The following is a 12,876-nucleotide window of genomic DNA, read 5'->3' on the forward strand; positions in this document are numbered from 1 at the left end:
CGCGTCGCACGAATCGCGCGTCAGATCCACTTTCCGGAAGGATCAGCAAACCCGATCGGTGTCCGGGGGCGATCTGCGTCGATTCCAGCGGATTTGTGAAGCGCATCACAGACGAGGCGCTTCGATTCGATGTGTCGGGCGGTGGCCTGCGAGGCTTGATGGTGGAGGTGTTTCTCAGTCCCATGCCCCAGGAAGTAACTGAACAACGCGCGGGCCTGGCGGGGGTCCTCATCTGGCTCGGTGGCGGACACCGGCGCGAGCTGGGTGAGCGTCACGAACGGTCCGCCCACGCGGTCGCCGGCGCGGTCGTGCTGTCGGGTGCGGTGCTGGCCTGGCTGGTCGCGGCCCTGGCGATCAGCGAGTCGGCTCGCTGGCCGCTGCCGGCCGTCGTGCCGCTCACCCTCGTCTTCGGCCTACTGGTCGGCGCGGTCGCCCGTGCCACCATCCCGGGGCCGCAACGGACCCGCCCCGGTGTCGTGGGCCGCGCCGCGGTGGCGGCGGCCGCAGGAGTCGTCGTCGGTGAGCTTGCGGCACTGGTCATTCTTTCCAGCTCGATAGCCCATCGCCTCGACGAACGAGCGTTGCGCAGCGCCGAATCGGCCCCCGCCGTCGCGCAGGCGTCGGCGTCCCTGCAGCAATCCAGGGCTGCCCGCTCGGGGCTGGACAACGCGGTCGCGCAGGCCCATGACCGTCAGGACAAGGCCCTGGTCGTCGCCCGCTGCGAATACCATCCCACGCCCGGCTGCCCGCAGACCCGGATCACCGGTGATCCCGGTGCCGGGCCGGAAACCCGCACGGCCAACCAGCTTCTCGCGGACGCCCAGCGTGAATTGGACACCGCGTTGGCCACGCGCGACAGCCGCGCACCGGAGCTGGAAGCCACGATTTCACGACAAGAGCTGACGCTGCGCAACGCGCAAGACGGTGTCGTGACGGATGCCGGTCGCGGCCTGGGCGCACGTCGGGTCGCGATGAACGACCTCACCTCCGCCGACGCCGGGGCAATGACCCTGCGGCTGGCGACGATCGCGCTGTGCGTCCTGCTCTATGTGACGCCGGTGATCCTGGGTTTGTGGCGCGGTGAGACAACCCACGACCGGCGTGCAAATTCGCGTGCCGAGCGTGAACGCGCCGACCTCGAGGCGGACACCGCCATCGCGGTCAAGCGCGCCGAGGTGCGCCGCGAGGCCGAAATCCTCTGGGCCGAGCATCAACTGACGCAGGCTCGGCTTGCCATTGAGGCGCAGACCGAGATCGACCGCGAGCAGCAACGCCGCCGGGTCTCCGAGGCGTTGGACGTTGCGGTGCACGCGCCGTCGCACCGGGCCTTCGAACCAAGCGCCGACGACGTGTACCTGCCGATCGCCGCCGAAGCCGAGGCGGCCAGCCGGGCGATCACCCGACTGCCCGCCCCGGAACCGGCCGCAGACATCGCCCACGCCCCCGATGTTCCGGACAACCTGCCTGCTCCCCTGTCGCCGGCCGGAGAGGTCGAAGCCCACGAGCAACGGAGCGCCCCGTCGATCCCGTCGATCCCGGACGCCACCAAGGCCGCGGCCCGCTGGATTCGCCCGCTGGTGCCGCCCTTCGTGGCGAAGGTGATCGACACCACGACTGCGCCACTGCGCACCGCCCGCCAGGCGTTCGAAGGCGTCCTCGAGGAAACCGAGGAAATAACGTTCACCCTCAAACGCTCCCGAAAGGTGACGGTCAGCTCGGAGGCCTCGGACACCCGGCTGTCCGGGCGCCCCGCAAGCGCTGAAACCAGCTCGGCGGAAACGGAATTCGTCAGTTCGTCGCGGCATGAACCCGGCAGTCGAGAACACCGGCAGCTGGCGGGTCGCGATTTCGGTTCACCCTTGCCGCGGCGGTCCGATGATGCTCGACGGCTGTCGGTGGAATCCGGTGACGGCGGCCGTCGGCGGGCGCTGACGAAGCGTGATGGGCCACCGGAATTGGATCCGCCGGATGGCCCGCGTCAGCTGCCGCCGCCGAAATAGCCTGCCGCTATCTGCAAACCCAAGGCGTTGTCGTCCAAACGCGGTTGGGAAATGTGGTAGTTGGCGGCGGCCGGGCAACCCCTCGAAGCTCGGCCGCCCCAACGTCTTGGCGCCCTCAGCAGGTCAGGGCGGCGGATTTGAACAGCGCACCCCACTCGTGACGGGCCGCGGACTGCGCGTCGACGAAGCTGGGGGTCTTCTCGCCGTCGCCCGCCAGGTGGACCAGCGCCCATGCCATGGCGAATACCGGAACCTTGTGCCGTATCGCCGCGCTGTGCAATTCGTCCAACGCGGCGTCGGAAGGACACCGGCGCAGGCCGATGAGAATGCCCCGTGCGGTGTCGAGAATACGACCGGAATTCGGGCCACAAGAAGTTTGGGCGGGGACCCAGTTCGTCGTCATGCTGTGTGATACCTCCTGCTGCGCCCTTGCGAAACCGCTACCCGAACAGCGGCAGGAATGTGTGCGGTACGCTTCGTCGCGGCCGCAATCCCCAAAAGGCGCCCTGTGCAATGATTTGCGGATCTGTCGCGTTGTGCCAGTCAACCATTGACATTGAGACACGGCCGTGACCGTTTCGGAATCGGTTGCTCATCAAGAAATTCGCGACACGTGGTATCGAAAAAGGCTGTGAAGCAGCGCAATCAGCTGCACCGGACCCGCTAGAGGATTGCCTTGGCCGCCTTGGCCTTCGCGATGTCGTCCCAGTCGATGTCGAGTTCCAGCAGGATTTCTTCTGTGTGTTGCCCGTGCTCCGGGGCGCGCGCGGGGGCCGGTGGTGTCTCGTTGAATTGCACTGGCGCGGCGACGATTCGGTACTTCTCGCCGTGGTCGTCGACATTGGTGACGACGTATCCGTTCGGTTCGACCTGTGGATCGTTGAGGGTTTCGCGCGGGGTCGCCAGCGCGCCCCACACACCGGGCTCGTCCTCGAGCACCGCCTGCCAATGTGCGAGGTCGTGACGCGCGAAAGTCTTCGCCAGCAGCTCGGTCGCCGCCGCCGCGTTGGCGATCAAGTTGGTGGAGGGGACGAATCGCTCGTCGTCGGCCAGTTCCGCAAGTCCCATGCGCCGGCAGAAGCCCACCCAGAATTTGTCCGGCTGTAAGAACACCAGCTGGATCCACCTGTCGTCTTTGGTCTTGTACCGGTTGACGAGCGGGTTGATGGCCAGGCCGGGCGGGGCGCCCGGAATCCCATCGATATCGAAGAAGTCCGCAGCCGAGATCGACGGCGCTATCGACCACATCGCCTGCGCCAGCAGCGAAGAGTCGACGACGCTCGGTTCGCCCGTGCGTTCGCGGTGAAACAGTGCCGCGCACACCCCGCCGGCCAGCGTTGCCCCGCCCTGCAAGTCGCCGAAGCCGGGCCCCTGTACCGCGGGCGTCTCGCTTCCGAACGGCGTGAGCGTATAGGCGACCCCACCGCGCGCCAGGTACGTCGCGGCATCGAAACCGCCGCGATCGCGATCCGGACCGCGGACGCCCAGGCCTGTCCCGCGCGCGATGATGATCTTCGGGTTGAACGAGCGGATGTCCTCGACCGTCAGCCGGGCCCGTTCGAGCGCACCGGGCAGCCAATTGGTCAAGAACACATCCGCACTGGCCAACAGCCGGCCGAACAGCTCGCGACCCGTGTCCGATTTGATGTCGATGGCGATGCTGCGCTTGCCGCGGTTGCCCAGCTCGAGAATGAAGTCCGCATCCGGGCGGGCCGCCTGCCGGGTGAACCCGCCCACGACCAGCGCGCGCCCGGGATCGCCCATGGCGACTCCTTCGACCTTGATGACGTCGGCACCCCAGTCCGATAGGGCGGCACCGGCAGAGGGCACATAGGTCCAGGACGCCAATTCGACCACCCGGACACCGTGAAGCACTCCGCCGCGCCCGCCAGACATCGCCAACTCCCTCGTCGCGTCCATTCCTTGCTATTTTAGATATTCTAGCTAGTCTGGGGCGTAGTGATAGCCCCTCTGCAGGTCAGCGCAGTTTTTCGTGGAAGAGATGCGATGGAGCCGACCGAAGCTCTCAGTCCGACGCCCGCCGCGGTGACCGCGCGCCGCAATCCGGCGCGGCCGGGCCGGGAGTCGATTCATCTCCCCTTCAACCTCGGCGGCGGCAGCGAATGGCGTTGGGCCGCAACGCGGGTCGTGGCATAGAGACTCGGACGAAGGACGGGCGATGGGCAGGGTAACGGGCAAGGTGGCCGTGATCAGTGGCGCCGCGCGCGGTCAGGGCCGCTCGCATGCGCGACTGCTGGCCGCCGAAGGAGCGGACATCATTGCCGTAGACCTCTGCACGGACATCGACACCAATGAGTATCCGCTGGCCCGCCCCGAGGACCTGGACGAAACGGCGCGGCTGGTGGAAAAGGAGGGGCAGCGCGCGTACACCGCGATCGCCGACGTCCGCGACCGCGTCGCCCTGTCCGCGGCCATCGACGAGGGCGTCGCCGAGTTCGGCCACCTCGATGTCGTGGTGGCCAACGCCGGCATCTGCCCGCTGACCGCGGGGCTGCCGCCGAAGGCTTTCGCCGACGCGGTGGACGTGGATTTGGTTGGCGTGCTCAACCTCGTCCATGCCAGCCTCAAACACCTCGAGGCCGGCGCGTCGATCGTGGTGATCGGTTCCAACGCCGCCTTCATGTCGTCGATGAACACCACCGGCATCGACGGCGGCCCCGGCGGGGCCGGCTATGCCTTCGCGAAACTGGCTGCCGCGCACTACGTCAACGACTTCGCCCTGGCGCTCGCGCCGTTCTCCATCCGGATGAACGCGGTGCATCCCACGAACGTCAACACCGACATGTTGCACAGCCCGCCGATGTACCGGGCCTTCCGGCCCGACCTGAAGGAGCCGACCCGCGAGGACGCCGAACCCATCTTTCCCTTCGTCCAGGCGATGCCGATCCCCTACGTCGAGCCCGAGGACATCAGCGAGGCGGTGCTGTTCCTGGCATCCGACGCCGCCCGCTATATCACCGGCCAGCAACTCCGGGTGGACGGCGGCGGTTTCCTCAAGGTCAAGCCATGGTCGCGTGCGTGACGGCAGTGTCACCAATCGGGATGCAGCACAACGGGACTGCGCGATGACCGACGATCCCGCGATGCAACGCCGCCTGTACGAGCTCATGGTACTGATGAAGGCGGCCGACGACCGGCTGTCCAAGGGGATCGGCACCGGGGAGTTCATGTGCGTGTACTGGCCGTCGCGCGGTCAGGAGGCGATCGCCGCCGCGATGGGTGTCGCGCTGCGGCCCGACGACCAGCTGGTGACCACGTATCGCGGATTGCACGACCTCATCGGCAAGGGAGTGCCGCTCGAGGAGATCTACGGCGAGATGATGGGCCGGACGGTCGGCGCCAGCCGCGGCAAGGGCGGCACCATGCACATCGCCAAACCCGAGGCGGGCGTGATGCTTTCGACCGGCATCGTCGGAGCCGGGCCACCGGTGGCCGTGGGGCTGGCGATGGCCGCCAAGCGCAAGGGGTTCGACCGCGTCACCGTCGTCAGCTTCGGTGACGGTGCCACCAACACCGGCTCCTTCCATGAGGCGGCCAACATGGCCGCGCTCTGGGACCTGCCCATGGTGTTCGTCTGCCAGAACAACCTGTACGCCGAGATGACACCGACAGCAGACACCATGAAGCTCGAGCGGGTGGCCGATCGGGCCGCCGGCTACGGCATGCCGGGTGTTCGCGTCGACGGTAACGACCCGTTGGCGGTCAAGGCCGCGCTCGACGCGGCGCTGCAACGGGCCCGCGGCCGCTCGAATGAACGGGGCCCCACCTTCATCGAGTGCGTGACATTCCGTTTCCGCGGCCACTACTTCGGCGACCGAATGCCGTACATCCCCACCGATCAACTCGAAGCGGCGATGGCCGCCGACCCGGTGCCACGCTTCCGCCGGCACCTGGTCTCCGAAGGCGTGTGTGGGGAAGACGAACTCGCGCGCATCGACGACGAGGCGCTGGCGACGGTGGAATCCGCCCTGCAGACGGTGATGAGCGCGGATCCGCCGACGGCAGACGAACTCGACCGGGACGTGTACGCGACTGGAATCCGGTTCCCGGTCTGAGGATTTGGCGATGGACGACAAAGAGATGACGATGCGCGAGGCGTTGAACCTCGCACTGGATCAGGCGCTCGCGGCCGACGAGCGGGTATTTCTGCTCGGTGAAGACATCGCCGATCCCGGCGCGTCCGGCCCGACGGCCGGGCTGTCGACCAAGTACGGCCACGACCGCGTCCTTGACACCCCGATTTCGGAGGCAGCGATCCTGGGCGCGGCCATCGGTGCCGCCATCGACGGATTGCTGCCGGTCGCCGAGATCATGATCATGGACTTCATCGGCATCGCCGCCGACCAGCTGATCAACAACGCCGCCAAACTGCGGTTCATGACCGCCGGGCGCACGTCGGCGCCGATCACCGTCCGCACCCAGGTCTACGCGGGGCTGGCCACCGGAGCGACGCATTCGCAGAGCCTCGAGGCGTGGTTCATGCACATCCCGGGCATGAAGGTGATCGTGCCGTCCACACCGCGCGACGGGAAAGGCCTGCTGACGTCGGCGATTTTCGACCCCGACCCCTGCCTGTTCGTCGAGACCATCCGGTTGCAGGGAAAGAAAGGGCCCGTCCCCGTCGACCCCGGCTTCTCCATCCCCTTGGGCCACGCCGACATCAAACGGCCCGGCACCGATGTGAGCCTGATCGGCTACGGGCGCTGTGTGCACGACGCGCTCACCGCCGCGGACACGCTGGCCGAGCGCGGCGTCAGCACGGAGGTCATCGACCTGCGCACGCTGGTGCCGCTGGACGTCGAAACCATCGTCGAATCCGTCCGGCGGACTCGCCGAGCCGTCATCGTGCACGACGCGGTCCAATTCGCGGGCCCGGGAGCCGAAGTCGCCGCGATCCTGTCCACCGAGTTGTTCGGTGAACTTGCCGCACCCATCGAGCGGGTCGCCGCACGGTTCGTACCCAACCCGGCCGCCGCGGCGCTCGAAGCACAGGTGTATCCGTCACCGGCCCGCATCGTGGAAGCGGCACAACGCACGTGCGCGGGGGCGAAGGTGCATGGCTGACTTCATCATTCGCATCCCCCGCGTCTCGGTGGCGGTCTCCGAAGCCGAACTCACCGGGCTCTTGGTGGGCGCCGGTGAGCATGTCGAGGCGGGCACGCCGATCTATGTGATAGCCACCGAGAAGGTGGAGCAGGAGATAGAAGCCGGAGCATCCGGCACCGTCAGCTGGACGGGCCAGGTCGGGACCATTTACGACATCGGCGCCGAAATCGGCGTCATCACGTCCTAACGAGGAGAGGTAAAGCCGGATGGATCTCAACGAGACCCGTGAAAGAATCATCTACGAAAAAGAGGGCCCGATCGCCCGCGTCACGCTGAACTGGCCGGAGAAGGCCAACGCCCAGGACCAGAAGCTGGCCGAAGAGGTCGACGCCGCGCTGCTCGACGCCGACCGCGACTACGACATCAAAGTGCTGATCATGAAGGCCAACGGCAAGGGCTTCTGCTCGGGACACGCCATCGGCAACAACGCCGTCGACTACCCGTCGTTCGTCGAGGGCGCCAAGGTGATGGGCACGCCGTGGAAACCCCAGACCGACCTCTTCGTCAAGCCAATCCTGAACCTCTGGGAATTTTCCAAGCCGACCATCGCCCAGGTGCACGGGTATTGCGTGGGCGGCGGCACCCACTACGGACTGACGACCGACATCGTCATCGCATCGGAGGACGCGTACTTCTCCTACCCGCCCCTGCAGGGTTTCGGCATGCCGTCGGGTGAATGTTCCATCGAGCCATGGGTGTTCATGAACTGGCGGCGCGCCGCGTACTACCTCTACCTGGCCGAGGTGATCGACGCGAAGAAGGCTCTCGACGTCGGTCTGGTCAACGAGGTCGTTCCGCGCGACCAACTCGACGACCGGGTCGAGGCCATCGCCCGCCACATCGCCCAGGCCCCGATGACGACCCTGCTGGCCACCAAGGCCAACCTGAAGCGCGCCTGGGAGCTGATGGGCATGCGGGTGCACTGGCAGAGCTCGAACGACCTCGTCGCGCTCGCCTCCATCAGCAAGGATGTGCAGGAGCTGATTCAGACGGTGTTCAAGGACAAGGTGCTGCCGTCCGAGCAGGCTCGCCGCCAGGCCGCGGCCGCCGCCCAGACCGACGGCGCCGCAACGACTTAGGACCGTTGGTGAACATCGCCGATCACGCGATCGCAGCCGCACAGTCGCCGGCCCTGATCACCGACGACGGCCCGATCTCGTTCGGCGAACTGTATGCCCGCAGCCAACGAGTGGCCGCCGCATTGCACGAGGCGGGGCTGCGCCGCGGCGACGGTGTGGCGCTGGTCCTGCCAAACCGGCCGGAGTTCCTCGAAATCACTTGGGGGGCCCAACTTTCCGGACTCTACTACACCGCGGTCAACACCCACTTCATCCCCGCGGAAGCCGGCTACGTCATCGACGACTCGGACGCCAAGGCTGTCTTCGTCGATGCCTCGATGCCCGAACTGGCTGCGCATATCCGCGATTGCAACGCCAGGGTGGTCGCCCGTTTCTCCGTCGGCGGCCCCCTGGCCGGCTGGCGCTCCTATGAAGACGCGCTGACGGCGGCGGGCGAGGCCCCACCGATATCGGACGGCTCGGAGATGCTCTATTCGTCCGGCACCACCGGACGGCCCAAGGCGGTGCGACGACCGCTTCCCGTCGACGGCAACGGGTCCTGGGCGCAGTCGGTGCTCGAGATGGCGCTGATCCACAAATACGGCATGAGCTCCTCGAGTGTCTACCTGTCCCCCGCGCCGCTGTATCACGCGGCGGGGGTGAACTACACCATGGCGGCCAACCGGGTGGGCGCGGCGTCGATCCTGATGCGCAAGTTCGACGCCGAGGCGGTGTTGCGGCTGATCGAGACCCACCGGGTGACCCACGCGCAGTTCGTACCGACGATGTTCGTGCGCATGCTCAAGTTGCCCGAGGCCGTGCGGAAACGCTATGACGTGTCCAGCTTGCGGTGCGTCATTCACGCGGCGGCGCCGTGCCCGGTCGATGTCAAGCACCGAATGATGCAGTGGTTCGGGCCCATCATTCACGAATACTACGGCGGCACCGAGGGATTCGCGGGAACCACGATCGGTCCGCAGGATTGGCTCGCCCATCCCGGCTCGGTGGGGATTCCGATGGCCCCGGTGCACGTGCTCGGCGAAGACGGGCAAGAACTTCCCGTCGGTGAAACCGGCGAGCTGTACTTCGAAGGCGGGCCCGACTTCGAATACTTCAAGGATCCCGCCAAGACCGCGTCGGTGTCCAACGACCGCGGGTGGCGATCGCTTGGCGACATGGGCTATGTCGACCGCGACGGGTTCCTGTACCTCACCGACCGCTCGACCTTCATGATCGTCTCCGGCGGGGTCAACATCTACCCGCAAGAGGTGGAGAATCTGCTCATCATGCATCCGAAGTTGGTCGACGCGGCGGTATTCGGGGTTCCCAACGGCGAATTCGGCGAAGAGGTCAAAGCCGTCGTGCAACCGGCCGACGGCGTGCTGCCCGGACCCGAGCTCGAGGCCGAACTCGTCGAGTACTGCCGGGCCCACCTGGCCGGGTACAAGTGCCCGCGCACCGTCGAATTCGACTCGCTGCCGCGCGACCCGAACGGAAAGCTGTACAAGAGACGCATCCGCGACCGCTACTGGCAGGGACGGGTATCGAGGATCGTATGAACGAGGGATGGCCATGAGTACGGACGTGAACTGGACCCCGCTTCCGGTGCCGTGGGCGGTCCGGGCCGCCGATCGCATCCCCAAGCAGCGATACTACGACCCGGAGTTCTACGCGCTCGAAAAGGAATTGCTCTGGCCGCGCGTGTGGCAGATGGCTTGCCGCCTCGAGGAGATCCCCAAGCCGGGCGACTATGTCGAGTACGAGATCCTCGACGATTCCATCATCGTCGTGCGGCTCGACGCCGAGAACGTGCGCGCCTATCACAATGCCTGCCGCCACCGCGGCGTAAAGCTGGTGGAAGGCAACGGGAATCGGCGCACCTTCGTGTGTCCCTTCCATGGCTGGTGTTGGGGCATGGATGGGCGTAACACGTTTGTGCTGAGGCCCGAGGAGTTCGACGAGCACAACCTGAACCCGGAGGATCTTCGCCTCGTCTCGGTGCGATGCGAGGTGTGGGGCGGCTGCGCATGGATCAACCTCGACGACGCCGCACCGCCGTTGCGCGACTGCTTCGAACCGTTCGCGTCGATCTACGACGCCTGGAAGGTGGAGTCGCTGCGCGTCGAATGGTGGCAGTCGTGCCGGCTGCCGGTGAACTGGAAGCTGGCGACGGCCGCCTTCATGGAGGGGTATCACGTCCCGCAGACCCACCCACAACTGCTGCCGTCGAGCATGCCCGCCTCGTCCGCCCAGCCACCGGGATTGGCACAGACCAACCTGTATTTCATGCGCACCCTCGGCGAGGGCATGGCCGGTATGACGCACGAGAATGACGTCCGCCTCGCCGAAGGCCTGCAGGACATGGAATTGCCGTCCGATCCGGCCGAGGCGATGAACGTCTGGCGTACCACCCTCAACGACGCCATCGTGCATTGGCATCGAGCCAGGGGCTGCGACATCCCCGACCTCAACGAACTGGCGCGGCGCGGCATCACCGAGGCCATCAATTTCTGCTTCCCGCATTACTTCGTCCTGCCGCAGTACAGCAGCGCCTCGTCCTACCGGATCCGTCCGCTGGGACCGGAGGAAACCCTCTTCGAGATCTGGTCGCTCACCCGCATCCCACCCGACCAGATCACGCCCAAACCGACGCCTCCGGACCCGATGGCGCCCGACGACCCACGCTGGCCGCCGATACCCGCGCAGGACTTCTCCAACCTGCCTAAGCAACAGAAAGGGTTGCACTCCAGGAGTTTTGAATACATGAGACTGTCCAGCCGAATCGAGGGACTGATCTCGAACTTCGAACGGGTCATCGACGGCTTCCTCGCCGGGCTGCCGTACGACACGCTGGTACCCGCCATCCAGAAGACCAACACCACCATCGACGTGCCGATGGTGGATCTCGGCCTCGCTTCGACGCCTGGGGCCATCGGTAGGGCGGCACGATGAGCACGCGGTGGGACCACTCCGTCGATCTGCTCATCGCCGGCAGCGGCGGGGGCGGCATGGCCGCGGCGCTGGCGGCGCTCGACTCCGGCATCGAGCCCCTGGTGCTCGAAAAGCAGGCGCTGGTAGGCGGTTCCACCGGACTGTCCGGTGGCATGGTGTGGCTGCCGAACAACCCGTTGATGCGCGCCGACGGCATCGCCGACTCGCATGAGGACGGCCTGGCGTACTTCGACGACGTCGTCGGCGACATCGGGGCCGCCTCGTCACCGGCGCGCCGCGAGACTTTCCTGACCGCGGGCTACGAGATGATCAACTTTTTGGCCCGTAAGGGCGTTCGGTTCGTGCGGTGCCCCGGCTGGAGCGACTACTACCCGAACCACAAGGGCGGCAACGAGTCCGGCCGAGCCATCGAATGCGTTCCGTTTGACGCCGCGGCGCTGGGAGACTGGCGCGACAAGGTCCAGCCGTCGATGGCCAAGAGCTACGGGGGTTTCGTCCTCAAGACGAACGAGTTGCGCTCGGTGCAGTACTTCAACCGGTCGCCACGAGCCTTCGCGGTGGCCACCCGGGTGTTCGCCCGCACCAGGGCGGCGCGGCTGCTCCGGCGGGAAATGCTCACCAACGGCGCGTCGCTCATCGGCCAGATGCTGAAGGTGCTGATCGACCTGCGCGGCGACCCGCCGATCTGGACTCACGCGGCCATGGCCGATCTGATCGTCGAGGACGGCCGTGTCGTCGGCGCGCGGGTCTGCCGCGACGGGACCACGCTGAATGTCGAGGCGCGCAAGGGCGTACTGCTCGCGGCGGGCGGCTTCAGCCGCAATGCGGACATGCGCCGTCGCTACAGCGGCGACCAGCCCAACGAGGCGCGCTGGTCGATCGCCAATGCCGGAGACACCGGCGAGGTGCTTGAGACCGCGATGCGGCTGGGCGCGAAAACCGACCTGCTGGACGAGGCCTGGTGGCTGCCATCCATTTTCGTCGCCGACGGCGGTGATGCAGCCAGGGCGCTCGGCAGCGGGCGGCAGCGCCCCGGGGCCATCTACGTCGACGGGGCCGGCAAGAGATTCTGCAACGAGTCGAACTCCTACGTCGAAGTCGGCAAGGCCATGTACGCCAACAAGGCGGTGCCGTGCTGGATGGTCTTCGACGAGGGCTACATCCGCCGATACGTCTCGGGCGCCAACCCCTTCAAGAAGCGCAGCCTGCCCGAGGAACTGATAGAGCGGGGCGCGGTGCTGCGCGGTGCAACCGTCGCCGATCTCGCCCGACAGATCGATGTCCCCGCCGACGCGCTCGAGCAGACGGTCAAGCGGTTCAACGGGTTTGCGGTCAAGGGCCTCGACCCCGATTTCGGCCGCGGCCAGTCGGCCTACAACGACTGCCTGGGTGATCCCGGCTACCGCCCGAACGCCGCGCTCGGGCCGCTCGAGCGGCCACCGTACTACGCCACCCGGGTCTTGCCCGCCGATGTCGGGACGTGCGGCGGCGTGATCACCAACGAGCACGCGCAGGTGCTCGACTCCGACGACTGCGTGATCGACGGCTTGTACGCGACGGGCAACATCACGGCGACGGTGATGGGCCGAAACTATTTGGGCGCGGGCGGAAGCATCGCCTACACCATGGTGTTCGGCTACGTCGCGGCGCGACACGCCGCCGGCCGAAAGGTCGCCGGCGAGCGGACTCGCTAGGCGGACGGTCCCGCCGAGCGTGAAACTGGTTTCACGCTCAGCGCC

General features: G+C 66.8%; 11 protein-coding genes. 9 read left to right on the forward strand and 2 right to left on the reverse strand.

The window, feature by feature from the left end:
- The first annotated feature begins 182 nt into the window (after positions 1-182).
- A complete protein-coding gene (locus AC5Y4T_RS19860; protein ID WP_499955066.1) occupies positions 183-2,000 on the forward strand; it encodes a DUF4407 domain-containing protein in 1,818 nt (605 codons plus the stop codon).
- 115 nt (positions 2,001-2,115) lie between these two features.
- Here the strand turns inward: AC5Y4T_RS19860 and AC5Y4T_RS19865 are convergent, their stop codons facing one another.
- Positions 2,116-2,403, reverse strand: a complete 288-nt coding sequence (locus AC5Y4T_RS19865) for an ANTAR domain-containing protein (protein ID WP_067123258.1) — start codon at positions 2,401-2,403, stop codon at positions 2,116-2,118.
- 260 nt (positions 2,404-2,663) lie between these two features.
- Entirely contained in the window at positions 2,664-3,920 is a 1,257-nt protein-coding gene (locus tag AC5Y4T_RS19870; protein ID WP_499949429.1) for a CaiB/BaiF CoA transferase family protein, read from the reverse strand.
- Between the two features lie 259 nt (positions 3,921-4,179).
- Between AC5Y4T_RS19870 and AC5Y4T_RS19875 the strand changes: the two genes are divergently transcribed.
- Genes AC5Y4T_RS19875 through AC5Y4T_RS19910 form a run of 8 tightly spaced genes read left to right on the forward strand, consistent with a single transcriptional unit; the run spans position 4,180 to position 12,831 of the window.
- Entirely contained in the window at positions 4,180-5,043 is an 864-nt protein-coding gene (locus tag AC5Y4T_RS19875) for a mycofactocin-coupled SDR family oxidoreductase (protein ID WP_499954996.1), read from the forward strand.
- A 43-nt stretch (positions 5,044-5,086) separates the two neighbouring features.
- Positions 5,087-6,076 (forward strand): thiamine pyrophosphate-dependent dehydrogenase E1 component subunit alpha, encoded by a 990-nt coding sequence (locus AC5Y4T_RS19880; RefSeq protein WP_499954998.1) that lies wholly within the window; start codon positions 5,087-5,089, stop codon positions 6,074-6,076.
- A 10-nt stretch (positions 6,077-6,086) separates the two neighbouring features.
- Positions 6,087-7,085 (forward strand): alpha-ketoacid dehydrogenase subunit beta, encoded by a 999-nt coding sequence (locus AC5Y4T_RS19885; protein ID WP_499955000.1) that lies wholly within the window; start codon positions 6,087-6,089, stop codon positions 7,083-7,085.
- A complete protein-coding gene (locus AC5Y4T_RS19890; protein ID WP_499955002.1) occupies positions 7,078-7,314 on the forward strand; it encodes a biotin/lipoyl-containing protein in 237 nt (78 codons plus the stop codon). The genes AC5Y4T_RS19885 and AC5Y4T_RS19890 overlap by 8 nt, the downstream gene beginning before the upstream one ends.
- A gap of 19 nt (positions 7,315-7,333) precedes the next feature.
- Positions 7,334-8,206, forward strand: coding sequence for an enoyl-CoA hydratase-related protein (locus AC5Y4T_RS19895; RefSeq protein ID WP_499921097.1), 873 nt, complete (start codon positions 7,334-7,336; stop codon positions 8,204-8,206).
- An 8-nt stretch (positions 8,207-8,214) separates the two neighbouring features.
- On the forward strand, positions 8,215-9,744 hold the full coding sequence (locus AC5Y4T_RS19900; protein ID WP_499955004.1) for an acyl-CoA synthetase: 1,530 nt from the start codon (positions 8,215-8,217) through the stop codon (positions 9,742-9,744).
- Between the two features lie 13 nt (positions 9,745-9,757).
- Positions 9,758-11,137: an aromatic ring-hydroxylating oxygenase subunit alpha gene (locus tag AC5Y4T_RS19905; RefSeq protein ID WP_499955006.1), complete on the forward strand. Its 1,380-nt coding sequence runs from the start codon at positions 9,758-9,760 to the stop codon at positions 11,135-11,137.
- Positions 11,134-12,831 (forward strand): FAD-binding protein, encoded by a 1,698-nt coding sequence (locus AC5Y4T_RS19910; RefSeq protein WP_499955008.1) that lies wholly within the window; start codon positions 11,134-11,136, stop codon positions 12,829-12,831. Before AC5Y4T_RS19905 ends, AC5Y4T_RS19910 begins: the two co-directional genes overlap by 4 nt.
- Positions 12,832-12,876: the final 45 nt, after the last annotated feature.

This window comes from Mycobacterium sp. NGS11 (genome assembly GCF_059813315.1).